11 protein-coding genes are annotated in these 20,915 nt (G+C 42.0%); 8 read left to right on the forward strand and 3 right to left on the reverse strand.

Translation table 11 applies throughout. The features are described from left to right. Positions 1-3: 3 nt before the first annotated feature. The 8 genes from ABV001_RS10980 to crcB all read left to right on the forward strand — a co-directional run bounded on the left by ABV001_RS10980 (position 4) and on the right by crcB (position 14,482). Positions 4-3,051: a SusC/RagA family TonB-linked outer membrane protein gene (locus ABV001_RS10980; protein ID WP_352422858.1), complete on the forward strand. Its 3,048-nt coding sequence runs from the start codon at positions 4-6 to the stop codon at positions 3,049-3,051. 13 nt (positions 3,052-3,064) lie between these two features. Further along, entirely contained in the window at positions 3,065-4,777 is a 1,713-nt protein-coding gene (locus tag ABV001_RS10985) for a RagB/SusD family nutrient uptake outer membrane protein (RefSeq protein WP_352422839.1), read from the forward strand. 31 nt (positions 4,778-4,808) lie between these two features. Then, positions 4,809-6,098: an FISUMP domain-containing protein gene (locus tag ABV001_RS10990; RefSeq protein ID WP_352422840.1), complete on the forward strand. Its 1,290-nt coding sequence runs from the start codon at positions 4,809-4,811 to the stop codon at positions 6,096-6,098. Continuing rightward, positions 6,091-8,256, forward strand: a complete 2,166-nt coding sequence (locus ABV001_RS10995; RefSeq protein ID WP_352422841.1) for a hypothetical protein — start codon at positions 6,091-6,093, stop codon at positions 8,254-8,256. The genes ABV001_RS10990 and ABV001_RS10995 overlap by 8 nt, the downstream gene beginning before the upstream one ends. Positions 8,257-8,270: 14 nt before the next feature. Next, entirely contained in the window at positions 8,271-9,191 is a 921-nt protein-coding gene (locus ABV001_RS11000; protein WP_352422842.1) for a hypothetical protein, read from the forward strand. Next, complete coding sequence (locus tag ABV001_RS11005) at positions 9,181-11,115, forward strand: hypothetical protein (RefSeq protein ID WP_352422843.1); 1,935 nt, start codon at positions 9,181-9,183, stop codon at positions 11,113-11,115. Before ABV001_RS11000 ends, ABV001_RS11005 begins: the two co-directional genes overlap by 11 nt. A gap of 117 nt (positions 11,116-11,232) precedes the next feature. After that, the gene (locus tag ABV001_RS11010; RefSeq protein WP_352422844.1) at positions 11,233-14,007 is read left to right on the forward strand and encodes a family 78 glycoside hydrolase catalytic domain; all 2,775 of its coding nucleotides are present in this window, start codon (positions 11,233-11,235) and stop codon (positions 14,005-14,007) included. 100 nt (positions 14,008-14,107) lie between these two features. Then, the gene (gene crcB / locus ABV001_RS11015; RefSeq protein ID WP_352422845.1) at positions 14,108-14,482 is read left to right on the forward strand and encodes a fluoride efflux transporter CrcB; all 375 of its coding nucleotides are present in this window, start codon (positions 14,108-14,110) and stop codon (positions 14,480-14,482) included. A gap of 65 nt (positions 14,483-14,547) precedes the next feature. Here the strand turns inward: crcB and ABV001_RS11020 are convergent, their stop codons facing one another. From ABV001_RS11020 to ABV001_RS11030, 3 genes are all read right to left on the reverse strand, one after another. Beyond that, positions 14,548-17,937 (reverse strand): 3-keto-alpha-glucoside-1,2-lyase-like domain-containing protein, encoded by a 3,390-nt coding sequence (locus ABV001_RS11020; RefSeq protein WP_352422846.1) that lies wholly within the window; start codon positions 17,935-17,937, stop codon positions 14,548-14,550. A 181-nt stretch (positions 17,938-18,118) separates the two neighbouring features. Continuing rightward, positions 18,119-19,372: a Gfo/Idh/MocA family oxidoreductase gene (locus ABV001_RS11025; RefSeq protein WP_352422847.1), complete on the reverse strand. Its 1,254-nt coding sequence runs from the start codon at positions 19,370-19,372 to the stop codon at positions 18,119-18,121. 116 nt (positions 19,373-19,488) lie between these two features. Beyond that, entirely contained in the window at positions 19,489-20,844 is a 1,356-nt protein-coding gene (locus ABV001_RS11030) for a Gfo/Idh/MocA family oxidoreductase (protein WP_352422848.1), read from the reverse strand. Between the last annotated feature and the right edge of the window lie 71 nt (positions 20,845-20,915).

Below are 20,915 nucleotides of genomic sequence, written 5' to 3' on the forward strand. Positions count from 1 at the left end.
ATCATGAAGAAGACGGCAGAAAAGGAAGTTGCTGTTCAGCGACAAAAGAAGACAATCACCGGAACGATTATTGATACGACTGGTGTGTCTATCATCGGAGCAAATATTATTGAAGTAGGTACCACAAATGGAACTGTAACGGACATCAACGGAAGATTTATATTGGATGTAGAAGTTGATGCCATTATCCGAATTTCATATATTGGATACTTGTCGCAGGATATTTCTACAGTAGGTAAAACAAATTTTAATATTGTGTTGCAGGAAGACTCGGAAGCATTGGAAGAAGTTGTGGTTGTTGGATATGGCAAACAGAAAAAGATCAGTATCACGGGATCAATAGCGTCTATACAAACTAAAGAAATTAAACAGAGTCCTGCCGCAAACCTTGCCGTAAGTTTAGCCGGAAGACTACCCGGATTAACCGCGATACAAAGAAGTGGAGAGCCGGGTAGAGATGCAACCCAGCTAGTATTAAGAGGATTAGGGACAGTAAACGGACAAACTCCCATAATACTTGTGGATGGTATTGAACGGGACTTAACATATGTTGATCCCAATGAAGTTGAGTCGATCACTATTTTAAAAGATGCATCGGCAACTGCTGTATATGGTGTTCGCGGTGCAAATGGAGTAATATTGGTCACAACCAGAAGAGGAACTTCAAGTACCCCCGAAATAGGATTTACGGCCGAGGTATCAGTACAGGATTTCCCTCGATTCGTAAAACCGGTCAATTCTTATGGCCATGCCATATTAACCAATCTTGTACTGGAAAATGACGGACAAGAAAAAAGATACTCTGCCAGAGATATTGAAATGTTTAGGACTGGAGAAGATCCTGTCAGATATCCCAATACAAATTGGAGAAAGGAATTAATCAACGATTACGCAATACAGCAACGGTATAATTTGAATGTAACGGGGAAAGCGAATTTTGTAAAGTACTTTGTAAATGCAGGCTATCTCAATCAAGGAGGCATGTTTAAAACAGAGAAGGGTTTACCCTACGACCCATCGTTCAAATTGGATCGCTATAGTTTCCGGTCTAACATAGATATTGATCTCTCCAAAAAATTAAGTACCTATCTCAACATTGCGGGATATTTAGAGAAACAAAATATGCCGCAAGGAGTGTTACATATTTTAGGTGGAGACCTCAATGCAAATCTTAGTAATAATTCACCCGCCTGGCATATCCTAGCATATATGAATGATCTCCCTCCAACGCTTCCGGGGACAACAACTCCCGAAGGGGAAGTCCTCACCACAGAAACTGTTCCAAATCCTGCTTTTGGACAATTAAACAGGTCGGGATATGCACAACAAAATAGAAACAATGTAACTGCCACATATGGGATGGAGTATGATTTGAAGAAAATAACTGAAGGTCTGTCCATAAAGGGAGAACTCTCTTTTGACGCCAGCTCAACCAATAATTTATTCGCCTCCAGGTCATACGAAAGATATGTGCAGGTGATCGATAAAAATATTCCGGATTCAAACGGAATGGATAGTGTATATTATAGAAGGCTAAACGATATAGAGAATACACCTTTGACCATCAGGGGAGGAAACAGCTACTCTCAGTATACGAACTTCAGAGGATACTTGAATTATCACCGTCTGTTTGGAAAACATGACCTCACCGGTCTTCTATTATATCAACGACAAAAGATCGTTCACGGGCAAGAATTACCTTATAATCTGGAAGGATTTGCTGCAAGAGTCGGATATAATTACGACAATCGTTATTTCACCGAAATTAATGCCGGATACAATGGTTCAGAACAGTTTGCCAAAGGAAATCGGTTCGGATTCTTCCCGGCGATTTCCGGAGCCTGGGTCCTTTCTAATGAAGAGTTCCTGTATGATAATTCTTTCTTAACCCATTTAAAATTAAGGGCATCTTACGGTAAGGTCGGAAATGATCGGATTGGAGGAACCAGATTTTTGTATTTGGATGATATATCTGTTGTATCTGGTGGACTTGGGAGCCTAGGGAAGGGACAATTGATCAATATCGCGTTATTTGGCAACCGGAAACTAACTTGGGAGGTGGCAAAGAAAACAAATATTGGAATCGATATTGAATTTTTAAATTCAATATCCATAAATATGGATTTCTTTCATGAGCGAAGGAACAATATTTTAAGGAGACGTAACACTATACCCAGCCTAAATGGATTTAGTATGGGAGTGTTGCCACCCGCTAACATTGGAATAATAGAGAATAAAGGGTATGAAATTGAGCTGATTTATAAAAAATCATTTACACAGGATTTATTCTTTTATTCAAAATTCAATGTGAATTATGCACGGAACAAACAGATTTTTGCTGATGAGCCTTTGCTCCCTGAAGAGTATGCCTATAGATACAGGCAAACAGGCTACAGGATAGGACAACCTTTTGTATATATCGTAGAGGGATATTTTAACGATGAAGAAGAGATCCTAAATTCTCCGATACAAAATGTGGGAGGACGACCCACAAAACCGGGAGATTTCAGATATAAAGATGCCAACAAAGATGGAGTCATTGATGAAAGAGACCGGGTACCTTATGGATACTCATCCGTTCCCGAATACACTTTTGCCTCTGCCTTTAGTATCCAATATAAATCATGGGATCTTAGTCTCTTATTTCAAGGTGTGACGAATGTCTCAAATTTCTATGCAGACAGGGGCACGCACTCCAAATTCTTCTTTGTAGAAAGACATTTGGAAAGTTGGACAAAGGAACGAGCGGAGAATGGCCATAGAATTAGTTATCCCAGACTGACCGGGGAGAGTTCTCCCAATGAGATTCTGAATTCATTTTTTTTGGAAGATGCAAGTTATATAAGATTAAAAAATGCAGAATTAGGTTATACCTTACCTAAGCGTATGGTGAAAAATATCGGGCCGGAATCAATCCGTGTTTATTTTAATGGTTTTAATTTATATACATGGGACAGGCTCTCTACGAAAAACTTCGATCCTGAGATACCTGATAGTTTTACCTATCCTAATACAAGACTCTTCAATTTTGGTATAAATATAATATTTTAAAACAAAGACACAAATGGAAAAAAAATATATTATATATCTATTCTCTTTATTCTTCGTAGCTTGTGCTGATTTAGATATCCAGCCCGACGGAAGAATTACTTTATCAGATGTTTTTAAGGAGGAAATAAAAACAGAAGCTTTTTTGGGCACGGTATATACTTTTCGTCCTGCCTACTTTTGGTACTATACGAACCAATCGATGCTTGCTGGTTCGAGTGATGAAGCGGAGGACTCGATGGTGGGAAGCGGCGCTCCAAATATTAATGCCAGATGGATTGCAGGAGGGTTAACTCCATCCTATAATCCAGGGATAGACTTATATAGTCAGATGTGGAGGGGAGTACAATATGCGAATATCTTCTTGGAGAATATTCATCTTATAGAATTTGAAGACAGAAAAAAGCAAGAAAGGCTTATTGGCGAGGCCAAAATCCTGCGTGCCTATTATTATTGGGAATTAGTGAAGCAATATGGGCCGATGCCTATATTCGAGAAAGCCCCTGATGTTAATTTTGAATATGCCTCATTGACCAGGCCCACATTTCAGGATAACATTGATTTTATTGTGAAAGATTGTGATGATGCAATTGCAAACACAAACATACCTTTAAGAATATTTTATGGTGCCGAAGCCGGGAGAATGACACGCGCAGTTGCGTACGCAATAAAATCTCAAGCGCTTCTCTATAATGCATCTCCGTTATGGAACCCCGATAATCAGAAGGAGAAATGGAGTAATGCTGCGATTGCGGCAAGACAAGCGATTGAAAAATTAACCGCTGATGATGTTTATAAATTGGTAGATAATTACGGCAAATATTTTCTATTAGGAATGGATTATCAAGATAACCCGACGGATACTGAAACAATTTTAGAATCCAGTGGAGCCGGTGCCCTTTTTATCGCAAATCATAGTATACCCAGCAGGCCGGGAAGTTCTAAAGCCGGTGTTTGCCCCACACAAGAATTAGTGGATGCTTATGATATGCAAGAAACAGGAGAACCCGCTATATTAGGATATCAGGATAAAGAGCATCTCATTCCGATAATTAACGAAGAGTCGGGATACGACCCGGCAAACCCATATGAAGGACGAGACCCCAGATTTTATGAAACCGTTTGGTATAATGGGGCTATCTATGATAATATCAATGGAAATATCCATATTGTAGAAACATTTATAGGAGGAAGTGACCAACTCTTAAAAGTTCCTCCATATACTAAAAATACACATACCGGTTATTATTTAAGAAAATATATTGACCCACGCATTCAGGGAACCCAAACCAGTACAGCTACCTGGAAGAAATACCGTCTGGCTGAACTTTATCTCAATCTGGCCGAAGCCGAAAATGAAGCGAATGGACCAATAGGTGGTGTATACAATGCTATCAATGAAATCCGGAAAAGAGCCGGGATGAAAGAACTTCCACCTAATTTAACGCAGGAAGAAATGAGATCTCGAATCAGAAATGAAAGAAGAGTTGAACTGGCCTTCGAAGAACATCGTTTCTGGGATGTCAGGAGATGGAAAATTTTGGATAAGACAGATAGAAATGTTACAGGAATGGAAATAATGAAAGATAATGATAATGCATTATTTTACAAACGATTCAGTTTGGGAGAACGAAATGCATGGCAGGAGAAATTCCTGATATTCCCCCTTCCAATAGGAGATGTATCCAACATTCCTAATTTTAGCGAACAACAAAATCCAGGATGGTAATGATCTTACACTAATTTTTTAAAGTATTTATATGAAGACAAATTTATCACCAATCATATTTATCGCACTGAGTCTTGTCCTATTCTACGGTTGCAAGAAAGAGTATGCTTTAATAGACGATGTGTCTTTAGATAAAATGAATTTACCGAATGTTGAAACAGTGTCGGTGAATGATATAACCCAGAATTCTGCCCAGATTATTTCTGTAATACATAATAATGGAGGAGGACGTGTGAAGGTGTCTGGAATATGCTGGAGTTCAACCACCCAGGTACCAACGATTGAAGATTCAAAGACCATGAATGGTTTTTCTGAAGGAGAGTACAGAACTCTTCTGACAAACCTTGATATTGCGTCATCATACTACGTTCGATCTTATGCCACAAACCTCAAAGGTACCGCTTACGGTGAGGTTATCCATTTCACGACAACAGCACCACTAGCGATTTTGGCTCCCCCTGTTATTACAGATATAACATCAACTTCCGCAATTGTTTCCGGAAGTATTATACAGTATGAGGAAACAGTAACAACAAAGGGATTCTGTTGGAACATTGAGGGAAATCCCACAATTGAAGATTTTAAGGTTGAGTGTACAGAAGAATCACAAGAATTCTCATGTGTACTTCAGGATCTGGAGGCTGGTATTGTATATACTGTCAGGGCTTATGCCATTAACAGCGGGGGTGTTGCGTATAGTAATCCTATAAATTTCAAGACAGGAGCACCTACTATTAAAGATGTCGACGGAAATGAATATACGACAGTAAAAATCGGAAATCAGACATGGATGGTGGAAAATCTTAAAGTAACACACTATAGAAATGGGGATCCGATAGAACGAGTCACTTTGGCGAGTGAATGGAATGTGGAAGTAGGTAAGTACGGTATCTATCAGAATAATGATTTAGTTGCTGACGTTGTCGGAAACTTATACAATTGGTATGCCCTTGCCGACCCAAGAAATATTGCCCCTGAAGGATGGCGTGTTCCCACAGAGGAAGATTGGACTATCTTGGTGAATTATTTGGGCGGTGATGCCGTTGCGGGGGGAAAATTAAAATCGACTGATCCTTCGCATTGGGCCGATCCAAACGAAGGAGCGACTAATTCTAGCGGTTTTACTGCCGTTGGAGGAGGTGTAGCCGGCACGGGCACCATTGGGGGAAATCTGACGATTCAGGGAATCTATTGGTGTTCAACAGAACATAATCCCACCACCGGTCTTATCAGAATTATAGAACATAATCATACGCAAGCAATATATTCGGGAGGAGCGAAGAAAGGGGGCTATTCCGTAAGACTGATCAAAGATGAATAAGGTTTTAATTCTGACAATTATCTTCATTCTCGTAGAATTTAATATTCACGATGTTGCAGCTCAACACACTGATTATAATTCTCAGCCTCCAATGCCGGAGGCTGAGATAAAATCGGTCGACGGAAGACCGCAATTGCTGATTAATGGTGAACTTATCATCCCTTTCCTGTCATTCGTTAATACAGATGCGGATAATCCTAAAAGCCGTATAATTAATGATAGACAGGTTTATTATGCTGCTAAATACGGAAATATTCACCTACACCAGGTCAATACATCGGTATGGAAAGAAAAAGATAGATGGAATTTTTCCAGGTTGGATGAAGCTTTGATGCGTATTGTGAAAAATGATCCTAGTGGTTTTATTCTGCTCCGCATAGATCTATCAAGGGAATGCCTGACAAAATATTATGATCCCACAGAACACGTGCGTTATGCAGACGATTCTTATGGAGATCAGGTGTCAATTGCGTCAGAAGTATGGCAAAGCAATGCTATGGATATATTGACTGCTACTATCAATTATATTCAGGGTTATAAGGCATATGCATCACGGGTTATCGGATATAATTTTACAGCCGGAGGCGGTAGAGAGTGGTTCCAATATAATTTTGTTGAAAATGGAATCGATATTTCCGATGCCAATATGAATAAATTCAGGGTATGGCTGGAGAAAAAATATGATACTTCTCCCTCGATTGATGCTTTGTATGATAAATTAAAAAATGGCTGGATAGCCGGTACTGATAGGATTCATTATACCCGGGTGGATGATCCGGAAGTATTGGATTATCTTGATTATTATAACGAGATGGTAGCCGAGGTAATTAGTAAATTTGCCTCTTTAATCAAGAAAGCTACGAACCGAAGAGCTATTGTGGGGATATATTACGGATATCAGCTGGAGTTACCGGATGCTCGATCTGGACATTTCGCTTTGAATACCATTTTGTCGAATAAAGATATTGATTTTCTAACATCTCCCGTTTGCTATCAAAATCGGAATGAGGGAGGTGTCGGAGCAGAGATGACCTTGATAGACGCTATCCAAAGTAGAGGAAAACTGTACTTGTATGAGTGTGATTTCCGATCGCCCCATAACTCACTCGATCAATATGTGGGTGAAGGAATTAATAGGAGCATTGCTAATCATCACTACCTGGTTCAGGTATTTCGACGTCAGTTGGGATATCAGATTTTGAAAGGTTCCGGTGGATGGACTTATGATCTTGTAGGCCGGGGGTGGTATGACCATATTGATTTTTGGAAGGAGATAAACCATTTGACAGAGTTGTATCGTTCGTATGAACAATTTAGGCCTGCATCTGCTCCCCAAGTCGTTTTGATTGTAAATGAGGAGGGTTTTAAATATGCTTCGGATCCCTGGAAAATCAACAAGTATATGATGAATTACCTGCGGGACGAGTTATATAAAGCTTCCGTGCAATTCGGAATGTATACTTTGAATGATTTGTTGGAAGGGAGGATTCCCGGATCTGCTAAGCTTTATTTCATGTCGGGAATGTTGGATGTAGATGATAACCTGGCAAGCAAATTAACAAAAATACTACATCAAAAGGGTAAAACCACCGTCTGGTTATGGGATTTTGGGCAGACTCCCCAGTCTATCGTTTATCGACTCACCGGAATGCCGTTAGAGAAAACAGTCGGTGGTATCTTGCCAATAATATCCCTGACGAATGATGGCAGAAATAAATTACATATCCAAAATAACATTCAATATCCTATAGAAAAGAAAAATCAAATCTGTTTCCTTTCCCCCAGCACGAAAGGAGTGGAGATATGGGGTGAAACCGGAAAATATCCCACATTTGTTTCACACTCAGTGAACGGATCGAGACAAATTTTCTATGCTTCTTATAGTATAAAAGCAGACTTGATCAAATCTTTGGCCAAGAACTCCGGAGTACATGTCTTTTCCCAATTACAAGATCCTATATTAGCCAATTCGAACATGGTCGTTTTTCATGCGGCTGAAGCTGGTAAAAAACAACTGGTTTTTCCCGGGAAAATGGATGTGTACGATTATTATACTAACACTTGGCATGAGGCAGCCAAACAAGTGAATTTTAGCGCTGATTTTTCGGAGACAAGATTTTTCTTCTATGGCAAACGGGAAGATTTTACTACGGAATAAATAACGGAGTGACAATGAATACTTTTAATAGATTCGTGACTTTTTGCGGAACATACGCTGTAGTGGTCTTGTTATTGGGGTGCCAGTCTCACTCAGTTTCTAAAAGAGAGTTGGTAGCCCCTTCCGAAATAGAAAATGTGATTATTCTGCCAGATTACCCCCAAAATGTGCCAGAAGATCGATTGCTGATCACCACCAGGTATATCGGTGATAGTATATTCTATAAAGAATTAGGATTAACGGATTCGGGTGTGGCTATTCATGGAAATGAAGTCTCTTTCTTAATCAATACGAAGGATTTGGAAGACCGGTTACTTTATCGGGAAATAATAGGTGGCGGACCACATATATGGTTATCAAAAGCCTTTTCAGAAGAACTATTTCCATGGTCTTCAAAAGGAGATGACTCCGGATTGAATTTTTCTGTTTCGGCTGCTGTGCCTTATGTTCTACTAACGGATGGGGAGGGCAACATATCGAAGACCGGATTTCCTGCTGAGAAAGCTCCGGTTACACAACTGTCTTTTGGCTTTTATCTATATGATACAGCATCGGAAGTAACTTTTGCCTACATCATTCCATTTTATGAGTCCCGTGGTTTATATAGAGAAACGGCGCACGCGAATGATACTTTTGTGAATTTTGTGTCAACACCTCTGTATCATACGAGTAGATTCATAGATAAAGTGAATGGCTCTTCCGAATTACAATCGGAGCCATTCGACAAAAAAAAGAATTTTATAGTCAATATATCAAAGAATAATCTGATTAACGCTATTTTATCCTCTAATGACCATCGGTTGTCGAAGGATTTGTCTGCTTATAGATTAACGATGTGTGGAATATTGTTTGAATTACCGAATTATGTAAGAAATGGTCACAATACTTCAAAAGTAATATTGGAGAATTTCTCAGTTAATATATATGAAAAATAACTACTTGATCAAGACGATTCTTTGTTTTTGCTTTATTGCAAGTTTAATTAGAGTGGAGGCCCAAGATCATATTGCTTGTCTTGGGAACGGATCTTTATCTATCTATGAGGATAGGGCTGATATCATTCAGGTTTTTGGTCCCCCTTATAGTGCACCGTCTGCCATGCAAATTATCCTTGATGAGGGTTACACCATAATATCAAAACGGGAACCCGGCCGTGCAATATGGCATTATGAATTAATGATAGGTGATAGGCAGATTGGCAGATTTACGGATTTCGTTGTTCAGGGAGTGCCGGGATTCATTCGAGAAATTCATGCTTTAGATACCATACACATGATATTGAATAAGCCGGAAGGACATGTGTGGACAGAAAATACATCGAATTACTCAGAGTCTGTCAATCATGCTATTGTATCCAAGACACCGTCAGGTTCATTTTATTATGGTTCTTACCCTATCACTCAAGACCTGTATCATCAGTTACTTCTAAAAGGAAATATCAGTATTGAAAGAAAAACCGACCTGGCTTATCGGCTCATTTGTGAACCGGGAAAAGGATATATTTATATAGCCGGAGCTAATAATTATGCCGATAACACATTGAACGCAATAGAGCTAATATCGGAGTCTCCCGGCATATGGTTAGACAAAACCAGAGAATATTGGGATGAATTTACCAATAGAAGAATAAATTTCAATGAGCAACTCAATCATTTCCCCGGCAAGGGTAAATTGTTGAAGACTATTGACAATATTGCAATCTTACTTAAGACTCAACAAAGTGCTGAAGGTGCAATAATTGCGGGACATAATTTTCACATGGGATATATCCGTGATCAATACGGTGCATCCAGAGGATTATTAGCAATGGGGTACCACAAGGAGGCTAAGGATATTTTGAATTACTATTGGTGCGTATGGCAAAAATATGGATATTTAAAAAATGCCCAGGGAATTGGAATGTATGGATTCCATATCCATGAAAATGATGATGTGGAAATAACCGGGTATTTAATCATTCAGGCATTCGATTATTTAATGATTTCCCGGGATCAAATGTTCATTGAAGAAATCTTACCCATGCTGGAATGGTGTTGGAAAAGTCAGAAAAAACATTTAATGAAAAAGATGCTACCATTTAATGGGGATGAGACTTATATTGCCGGGAATATTCTTCCCCGAACCACAATTTACGATGGTTCGTCCGAAGCCACCTTACTGTTTGTTACAGGAGGAGAATTATTATTGGAATGGATTGAGAAATACGGTCTATGGGAACAGTCTCGTTTGGAAATGGAAAAAAAGGTGCTTAAAAGCGTTAAAGATGCATTTGCTGATAATTTTATTGATGAGAATGGGTTGATGACGAATAATCCCACACGGACATCGGGGGAAGACCTTCCAGCCTTTAGGCATGGCGTATGTGAAGCAAGGCTCCAAGGCTGTCAAGTGGTTGATTGGACACAAAAAAATGAAAATGACAGATACCTATGCCCTCATTGTTTTCCTAAGACAAAGCTGGAAAAAGTGGAGAAGACAAAATTTTACATTCAATCCGTGACCTTGACTCCATTCTATCTTCATTCAAATTTGTTCGATGAAAAACAAAAAGAACTATTCATTATTGATCTTGTAAGCACTTATGAAAAAACTAAAAGGATGCCGTCGAGACCCGATGGAGATATCACCGTGGGTTACGATTACGGTCTGTTTTTATATGCTTTGACGGAACAAGAACATCCATTAAAAGACTCTGTTTATAATATGATGATGGAAACATTGGACGAAAGAGGGGTCTGGATAGAATATTACAAAGAGAACCGACCTGTAATGGGAACACGTTACCGCCCTTGGGAGAGTGGAATTAACATTGATGCGGCTATCCGTTACGCCCTTTTATATGAACATCATCATGAATGAATGGCTAAGGCAGTTCTGATATTCATGGTAACTATTAATTGGGGAAAACTTATATTTCAGGGAGATAAACCATTTATAATATCCGTTGTTAGAAATGAAAGTATAAATAATTTGGAAATGAATATTAGGAAACTTGCATCACTGTCAATTGTGTTGGTTTTATCCGGAGTGCTCTTAGCCGGGGAAAAGATTGGTTTTGATGCATTGACATGTGATTTCAGGGAAAATCCAATTGGCGTTGATAACAACCAACCAGTATTTGGTTGGATATTGCATTCGAGTTCGGACAACGTTTGCCAAAAGTCCTACGAAATAATTGTCAGTGATCGTTTAGATGATATTGAGCATTATAAAGGGGAGAATTGGTCGAGTGGAATTGTACATAGCAGTAATAATATCCATGTAAAATATGAAGGGGAACCTTTAAAATCCTTTATGCGATATTATTGGCGTGTCAGGATCTTCGATATGTATGGCAATTCTTCAGGTTGGAGCGATGTCGCAAGTTTTCAGATGGCAATGTTGAATGAAAGAGATTGGGAAGCTCAATGGATTAGCGATGGGAGCAACGTCCCTGAAAAAATGGAAGATTTTTATAAGGACGATCCGGCTCCTTTGTTTGGCAGGGAGTTCACCATTGAGAAGAAAGTCGAATCGGCAATGCTTTACATTAGTGGATTGGGATATTATGAAGCGTATCTGAACGGAAGGAAGATCAGTGACTATTTCCTGGATACAGGTTGGACCGCTTATGATAAGCAGGTGTTATATAATGTGCATGATATATCAAATTTGATCGAGAACGGTAACAATAAATTCGGAGCTATTGTCGGTAATGGATGGCATAATCTTGTACCGTTGAAGTTCTGGGGACGGCATATATTCAGAAATGGACTGGCATCAGGCCAGCCGATCTTAAAAGCACAACTACGAATAAGATATGCTGATGGCTCTACGGAAACAATTTCAACAGATGAAAACTGGAAAGTAACCCAAAGCCCTGTTCTTCGTAATAGTATTTTTCTTGGAGAATATTATGACGCATCCAGGGAAGATGGAAGTTGGTATGGACTCAAGAATAAAACCAGTGAATGGAACCCGGTATATATAGCTTCGGGGTCTATGGGGAGCATGTCTGTCCAGACATCACCTCCCATCAGAATATATAAAGAGATTACTCCAAAAAGTGTTATAAGGCAGCCTGATGGAAAATATCTATTTGATATGGGTGAAAATTTTGCAGGTATTGTACGCATCAAACTTAAAGAAGGAATAAAGGGGCAAAAAATATCACTGCGATATGGTGAAGATATATGTTCTGACGGCACCATTAACGTCCTGACGAGTGTCGCAGGACAAATTAAAGGACTTGGCGTTGGTGGCCCGGGTGCTCCTGATATTGCCTGGCAGGAAGATATCTATATATCGAGTGGGGAAGGAGAAATCGAGGAATGGAGTCCAAGATTTACATTCCACAGCTTCCGATATGTGGAAGTATCCGGTTGGCCGGGAATTCCCGATGCGGAGAGTTTAATAGGATTGGCTTTGGCTGCGGATCTGGACAGGCATGGTTCATTTAGCAGTTCCAATACCATGTTTAATTGTTTGTATGAAGTTATTGATAGAACCTTCTTAAGTAATGTGTTTAGCGTACAATCAGATTGTCCCGCTCGTGAAAAATTAGGCTATGGCGGTGATATTGTAGCTACAGCCGGTTCCTATTTGTATAACTATAACATGCATACCTTTTACAGGAAATCAGTGCGGGATTTTGCAAATGACCAGAGAGAGAACGGAGGGATTACCGAAACCGCACCCTATGTAGGGATCTCTGACAAAGGGCCTGATGTGGAATCCGGACCTTTAGGATGGCAACTGGCATACCCCTATCTCATCAAACAGCTTTATGAATTCTACGGGGATACTTCCCTTATAAATGATCATTTCGAGAGCCTCGAAAGACAAGTGCGGTTTTTATGTAGTAGCGCACAGGATGATTTGTACTCTATTGGATTAAGTGATCATGAATCATTGGATGAAAAACCTGTAGCTCTTACCAGTTCCCTCTTCTACTATCATCACGTTAAATTGTTTGCCGAATTTGCCGGGATATTAGGTAAAAAAGAGATACAAGATGAGTATATTGCAAAACAGGAGGAGATCAAACAAAAAGTAATCCAGAAATTTATCAGGGAGGATGGGCAAGCGGATAATGGAACACAAACAGCCCAGATATTTGCGTTATGGTACCAACTGACAGATGATGATGATGATCTAAAAAGACGACTGGTAGGAAAACTCGAGGAGGCACTCATCAAACAGGAATGGCATATTTCTACCGGTATATTCGGCACCAAGATGTTATTTGATGTTCTTCGTGATATCGAAAAAGAAGATTGGGCTTATAAAGTGGCAGACCAAAGAACATTTCCGGGATGGGGATATATGTTGGACCGTGGCGCTACTACACTCTGGGAAACATGGGCCTATTCCGATGATGTGTACTCACATAATCATCCCATGTTTGGCTCTGTTAATGAGTGGTTTTATCAATCGATCTTAGGTATAAATCCCTTATCTCCGGGGTTTAAAACAATCAAAATTAAACCAGGGTTTCCTCACGGTTTAACATGGGCATCCGGTCATTATCAATCCGCTTATGGAGTAATCGGCAGTAAATGGAGTATACAAAATGGAAATTTAAATTTAGATGTAGAGATACCTGTCAATACAATGGCTGAAATCTGGCTTCCACTGAAATATGGAAAAGTTATCCATGAAAATGGTTCGAAAATTAACCGCTCGAAAAGGATATTGGATTTCCGGACTGAGACAACTCATATAGTTGTAAGTGTAGGTTCGGGCATATATCATTTTCAGGTATCGGATTAGACATTGTAATGCAAATACATATCCGTAAGGATTGTTTTATGTCGCTATATCACTCAATACCGTTATTATCCATATCTTTGCAGCAAAAAGTGCATACAATATGTGGAAAGATATACTCTATGTAGGGATCGGAGGGGGAATTGGCAGTATCTTCCGGTTCATTGCTTCCCGCTTTGTTATCAGGTATGTTCCTGTTGAATGGTTGTTTGCAGGTACGCTCGCGGTAAATATTACAGGATGTTTCCTGATCGGAATATTGTCGGGGTGGATGCTTGCCCATCAACCGGAAAATCAGACATTCCGTTTGCTTTTAATCGTGGGCTTTTGTGGCGGATATACCACCTTCTCCACTTTCGCATTTGAAAATCTGCGACTGATAGAGACCAACCAATGGGGTTTGTTCACTTTATATACTTTGGCGAGCGTGGTTGTGGGTCTTTTGTCCGTATGGGGAGGAATGAAACTGGTGAATTAAGGATATAAAAATGCGCCATCCGGGTTTTCCCCGGATGGCGCATTCATTATCATGTTGTTTGTGTCTTACTTCAGTTCCTTGATACGGATATTCCTGAACATTACTTTTGAGCCATGTCCCAGAAAACCGATATGACCGGTTTTATTGAGCAGTCCGGGATGTTCACGTTTATCCATCGTCCCGTTTTTGGAGGCTTCACGGATATTACCGTCGAGAATGGTCGTTCCGTTAAGGATTACCTTGATATGATCACCGTCGGCAATCACTTCCTGATAATTCCACTCTCCGAGGGGTTTCAGGAATCCCCTCTTTGCGGGAATCACTCCGTAAACCGATCCGTGATATTGGTATACAGCCAGCTTTTCGTATACAGGCGCATCATTATCCAATATCTGCAATTCCATGCCCACGTAAGCGGCATCGCCTTCCAGGGGCGTACGGATACCCAGACCGTTGTTGGCACCGGGGGTAAGCATGAACTCGAAACGGAAGATGAAGTTGTCGAACTGCTCATTGGTATAGAGATTGCCACCCGATCCCTTGCTGGGGTGCAGAACGATGTTGCCGCTTTCCACAGCGTAATCCCTTTTGTTACCTGTCCACTGGTCAAGGTTTGTGCCGTCAAAGAGAACGCGAAAACCTTCTTTTTCTTCTACAGATGATAATTTGAAAGGTTCAGGACGGGGTATTTCCTTGATGAAGATGTCGCGGTAGGCCACCTTGCTGCCATGCGCCTGTAGTTCGATCTGTTCCACCGGGAAAATCGGTTGGGTCCTGTCCCAGTAATTCTCCAGGATCACGTTGTCGGTGACCAATTCTCCGTTCAGCCAGACCGATACACGTTCTCCTACCATCCGGATAAGGAACGTATTCCATTCACCCACCTTCTGATCAGCCACCTTGAGCGGTTTACTCGGGTTTTGCTGGTTGTTATAGAGTCCTCCTGAGCCTACTTCCGCTCCCACATTCGTGCGGGCGGTGTCCCATATCTGTACCTGTGGCGTTCCGCGCAGATAAATCCCCGCATCTGGTTCCGGGCCGGGGTAGAGTTTCCAGTCGACCAGCATTTCGAAATCACCATATTGTTTATCGGTGCAGAGGTTATCATAACCTTTTCCATCGAAAATGATATTGCCATCTTCTACCTTCCAATCTTTTGCTGCTTCTTTGTCTGCTTTCGCCTGTGCGGCAGCCAACTCTTTCTGGCTCATCTTTGCCCGTTTAATGGGATTTTCCACCAAACCTTTCCACCCGTCCAGGTTCCCGCCGTTGAAAAGGGAGACAAATCCTCCTTCGGCGGGATTTTCCGCCAGATATTTGGCAATGGATTGCCGCTGGTAATCGGCATCGGGATTAGAGAGTGTTTTACTGGCTTTATTCAGTATGCGGGTTGTCTCTGTTCCAGCGAATGACGGGTTATTGATGGCGATATTCATCGCGGCCATAGCCGCTGTTTCTTTGAATGTTGGTTCATCCATGTAGGGCGCGACAAACAGCATTGCCTGATATTGTCCGGTATTACCCATCAGCCGCAATATGTCGTTTTTCTGCTTGCCGGTCTGGGCAAACTGGATCGCCTCACGTAGATAAAGATATTGGATGGCTCCGGTCTGCTTGGAATTGCGGATAGCGGAGATCAGTGCATCCGTCACCTTTTCGAGTTCCCGTTTGTCCTGGCTGTTCCGTGCGATATCCAGCATAGGGTAGATCACATGGAAGGATTTCCAATGAGTGAGTGCATCGAAAGCCGCTTCTTTCTCTGCTCCCGTTGCCGTAGCATAGGCATTGGTAATAATATCCATGGCTTCCTTCGATTCGCTATTTGCTAATGCGCTATAATATAGGTGCTTATTGGAAGAGTTTTTCATCCTCTGCGTCACCAGGTCGAGTTGTTTTTCTGCAAGCAGATAGTCCAATGCCGCATTGATTGCCTGTTGAATGGCGGGCACATCTGTGGCATCTGCACGTTCAAGCAAGGTAAACAGATCAGCCAGGTTCCTGTCTGTCGACACATCTTTCAGTGTATGGGCGGCAGCGGATTTTATAACCTTATTGTCTCCAAACATCTGGTTGTAAACCAAATTGTACTGGCTTTCCATCTTCCGGATGGCGATAAGTTCCAATATCGCCTTTTTCCCGGCATCGCCGCTATCTTCAAACACAGAAGCAAGCGTATAGGAGATATCTCCGTTGTAGGTTGATAAAGCATCTTTTGCCAGCGCCACAGTCTCATCATTGTCGCTTTTCAGGAGGGATGCCAGTGCGATAAGCGATTCTTCACCGCCCAATTTTGCCAGTGAGAGTGCGGCCGCCTTCTGCACCATGTCATCCGGTGAATTGACAAGCGTGGCAATTTGAGGTATGGATGCTTTTTTATCGTGTTTGCCCGACCAATAGACAAGCGCTGTCTGTACTTCCGGCGATTTGGTGAAAACGAGTGTTGCCTGTATCAATTCGGACGATTTTTTATCGTTCTCGAACGGATATAGGTTTAGTACACCCGAAAGGTAGGTGATGTCGCCATCCTTGATGGCATTTTTCAGGATATCTTCTTTTTTTACCGTAGGTTGTGCCAGCAATAGTTTGGTAGCCGCAATCCGGATATCCTGCTTACCCAATTTTTTACCGGTGGCTAATAATTTTTCAGCCTCTTTTTTCACCAGTTTCGATTCTGTATCGTTCAATCTGCCAAGCAGTGAAATATAGGAAGCGGTGGAGTTATCTTTTTGGTATACATAACCGGCTTTCTCCGCGGCATCGCGTAAGGGTTTGAGTGATGCTTTCGATCCGGTATTTCCCAGAGCATTCAACAACACTTTCTGCATTGCTTCCGATGAATTTCCACTCAGGAGACCCAATAGTGCCGGTTCGGCTTTCTCATACCCCAATTGCCCGATGGCGTTGACCAGGTTCAGTCTGACTTTGTCGTCACTTGAAGAGGCAAGGGCAACCAGTAACATATTGGCCGCTTTTTCTGTCCCGATGGATACCAGCGCCTGTGCGGTAGGATCGGATAGATATTTATCCGTGAGAAAAGCCGACAGCGCATCCACGTTGTCGTCGGTGCCGATCGTCCTGAGCTGGCGTATCACGAATGCTTTTACCTCCTTGTCCAACGGCCGGGTGAGTGCTTTTTCATAAGTTCCGGCGGCCACATTGCGTGCAGCATTGTCATTTGCCACGAAATGAGTCCACCCGCTGATAGCGTAATCGATGGTTTCGTTGCTTTGATTTCCGGGAGGGTTCATTCTGCCGATCAGATCGAGTAGTCCCTCTTCTCCGGTAGAAACCAGATCAGCAATTATCTGATTGTATTTGTGAGGTGTATCGGCCGGCAGTTGAGCCAACGCGTCGGCTATGACGGTGGCTTTCGTTCTTCCTTCCGGAAGTTGAGCCTGCATCCCGCTTGTAATAAGCAGGCTCAGGCAGAGTATGATTAGTTGTATATGTTTCATTTTTAAGAATAAAGAATAAAGAGTAAAGAATAAAGATATTTAGGATTTGGAATTGGGAATGTAGGATTTGGAATTTTGATGACACCTTTCCACTTTTCCACTTTTCGCTTCGCGCAATCTGCTTTCGTTCGGCAAACTTAAGTAAACTTACTTTGCGCTCACTTACTCGCAGATTTCCACATTAAACAGTCCATGGTGCACGCATCGGTTGGTCCAGTAACCGGTTGGCTTCTGTGTCGTTGACAAACAGTTCGTTTACAGGATCAAATTCCAGCGTTCTGTTCAGTTGAAGCGCCACAGTACCCATATTTACAATCGTGGAGGAACGGAAACCGTTGATCTCGTTCAGCGCAAATTTCTGCCTGTTGCGAATGCATTCGAGGAAGTCGGTGTTTTGAGCCTGCGGCTCTGGGAAGTCTGCCAATTTCTTTTCCCAGTCCGGGATATCACATACAAAATTCTTGTATACATTCCCGTTCGGCCCGGCAATATAGGGTGTGTCTGGTTCTCCATAGTCGCCTCCCCAGAGAATGATCTGGCAACCGTCTTCATAGGTATAGGTGATGGAACGCCATGTTCCTACAGCGTCGGGATGCTGTTGGGGTGCATCCACTTCCACTTTTACCGGGCTGGTATTGTCTTTACCCAACATATATTGTACAGGGTCGATATAATGTTGCCCCATATCCCCGAGGCCACCACCGTCGTAGTCCCAGTATCCGCGGAATGTCTGATGTACCCGGTGTGCATTATAGGGCTTGTAGGGAGCTGGCCCCAGCCACATGTCATAATCGAGTTCCTGTGGGATCGGTTGTGGTTCCAGGTGTGTTTTTCCTACCCAGTAGAATTTCCAGTCGAAACCGGTATGTTTGCTGATGGTCACCTTCAATGGCCATCCCAGCAAGCCGCTGTCGACCAGTTTTTTGAGGGGTTTCACCGGTGTTCCCAGTCCGTAGAAGGGATCTTTGAACCGGAACCATGTGTTAAGGCGGAAGATATTGCCGTGCTGTGCTATTGCTTCCTTTACCCGTTTCCCTTCCCCGATAGTACGGGTCATTGGTTTTTCGCAGAAGATATCTTTCCCTGCCTTTGCCGCCTCAACCGACATCAATCCGTGCCAGTGGGGCGGGGTAGCAATATGTACGATATCCACATTTTTGTCGAGGATCAGGTCGCGGAAATCGTGGAAGAGATTGATCTTCTCTTTTACCAGGGAAGCAGCCTGGGAAAGATGTATCTTATCTACGTCGCACATGGCAACTACCCGTGTATTGTCGTAAGGAATATGACCCCGGCCCATTCCTCCCACGCCGATGATCCCTTTAGTGAGTTGATCGCTCGGGGCAATCATGCCTTTTCCAAGTACACTTCGGGGAACAATGGTGAGTAATGTGACACCTCCCATTGTTTTTAAAAATTGTCTTCTGGAAGTCATTTATATTTTAAAATTTAGTTGTTTTATGGATATATAAAATAAATTTATTGTAAAAGTACTCTTTTTTATAGAATGAAGAAATGAGAGTGGCTTTTTTGCTTTCCTTTTAACTTTTTTTACTCTTTATGAGGAACACCAGCCAGAGGAATGGTTTCCGGAATATCTTCCACTTTACCCATATCATAAGTCTTAGGTCCCAGATAGAGGTCGGAATTCATGATCTCCTCCCGGGTGACATCTTTTCCGGTATATGCTGCCATTCTCCCCATAATGGCTACGAGTGTGGAATTGGCTTGATCTTCTCCATCATTGATGGTATTTCCGGTTCTTATGGCGGTCACTAAATTAATATGTTCCTGCACATAGGGATTGGTGATGTGCCATTCCGATTGGGTGTCATTTTCGGCAGGATGAGGATATTCCCAGATCATATTGCCTTTCAGGTCGTATAATTTCCCTGCCGCATCGGCATAACCTTGTGTACAGTTGATCTGTTCTACTTTTCCGTTGGAACAACCGTCAATCTGCCTTGCCGCACAATGGGTTCTCATGCCGCTTTCATACAGGTATTCGATACTGAAAAAATCATACTGGTCACCGGTAACCCTTCTTTGGCGTCCTCCCCATCCGGAGGCTTTTGCCGGGTATTCGCCCAAGTACCAGTTCATCACATCTATCTCATGGATAAATTGCTCCACGATATGATCTCCCGACAACCAGCAGAAATTCACCCAGTTCCTCAGCATATATTCCATGTCGGACCACTCAGGCCTCCTGCTCCGGAACCATAATGCGCCACCATTCCTGATGATGTGCGCGCCTGTAATATCTCCAATCTCGCCATTCAATACCCTGCGCCGTGTTTCCATATAATCTTTTTGCGAACGACGGATGGTTCCGCTGATTACATTCAGTTTCATGGATTCCGCTCTTTTCATCGAAGCAAGTATCTTACGTACGCCTGTTGGATCCACGGCAATCGGTTTCTCCATAAAGATGTGTTTTCTTGCGTTCACCGCGGCTTCTACATGGGCGGGTCTGAAATGGGGAGGGGAGCAGAGTAATACGACGTCCACTCCCGAATCGATCACCTTTTCATAGCTGTCAAACCCGATAAAACAATTCTCATCAGGGATTTCCACATTTTTCTGTTTTTTCAGGATTTCCCGGCATGCATCCATCTTATCCTGAAAGACATCTCCCAGAGCCACTATCTCCAGATTGGAACCAGCATTCAGGAAATCGACCGCGGCTCCTGTACCCCGGCCTCCACAACCGATAAGTCCCGCCTTGAGTGTTTTTCCGTCGGGTGCCTGGTCGAGTAATATGGGGAGTTGTAACTCTTCTGTCTTTCCCTTTTGTTGTGATGTGCAGGAACTTAACATGGGAATTCCTCCCATTACCCCTACTGCACCAGCTGCTACCGAACTTTTCAGAAAGTTCCTTCTTGATAATGGATCATTTAGTTGCATTGTATTTATTGTGTTTAGTTTGACGTGTTTATAGAAAATGCATATCACGCAGATCTAAGTTTATAACCTGC

Origin of the sequence: Proteiniphilum sp. (assembly GCF_040307845.1) — a bacterium.
GTDB lineage: Bacteria > Bacteroidota > Bacteroidia > Bacteroidales > Dysgonomonadaceae > Proteiniphilum.

What these genes read in the sequence shown, in the direction of transcription:
- ABV001_RS10985 (WP_352422839.1), top strand. Translation starts at nt 3,065, where the DNA reads ATGGAAAAAAAATATATTATATATCTATTCTCTTTATTCTTCGTAGCT.
- ABV001_RS10980 (WP_352422858.1), top strand. Translation starts at nt 4, where the DNA reads ATGAAGAAGACGGCAGAAAAGGAAGTTGCTGTTCAGCGACAAAAGAAG.
- ABV001_RS11030 (WP_352422848.1), bottom strand. Translation starts at nt 20,844, where the DNA reads ATGCAACTAAATGATCCATTATCAAGAAGGAACTTTCTGAAAAGTTCG.
- ABV001_RS10995 (WP_352422841.1), top strand. Translation starts at nt 6,091, where the DNA reads ATGAATAAGGTTTTAATTCTGACAATTATCTTCATTCTCGTAGAATTT.
- ABV001_RS11010 (WP_352422844.1), top strand. Translation starts at nt 11,233, where the DNA reads ATGAATATTAGGAAACTTGCATCACTGTCAATTGTGTTGGTTTTATCC.
- ABV001_RS11025 (WP_352422847.1), bottom strand. Translation starts at nt 19,372, where the DNA reads ATGACTTCCAGAAGACAATTTTTAAAAACAATGGGAGGTGTCACATTA.
- ABV001_RS11005 (WP_352422843.1), top strand. Translation starts at nt 9,181, where the DNA reads ATGAAAAATAACTACTTGATCAAGACGATTCTTTGTTTTTGCTTTATT.
- ABV001_RS10990 (WP_352422840.1), top strand. Translation starts at nt 4,809, where the DNA reads ATGAAGACAAATTTATCACCAATCATATTTATCGCACTGAGTCTTGTC.
- crcB (WP_352422845.1), top strand. Translation starts at nt 14,108, where the DNA reads ATGTGGAAAGATATACTCTATGTAGGGATCGGAGGGGGAATTGGCAGT.
- ABV001_RS11020 (WP_352422846.1), bottom strand. Translation starts at nt 17,937, where the DNA reads ATGAAACATATACAACTAATCATACTCTGCCTGAGCCTGCTTATTACA.
- ABV001_RS11000 (WP_352422842.1), top strand. Translation starts at nt 8,271, where the DNA reads ATGAATACTTTTAATAGATTCGTGACTTTTTGCGGAACATACGCTGTA.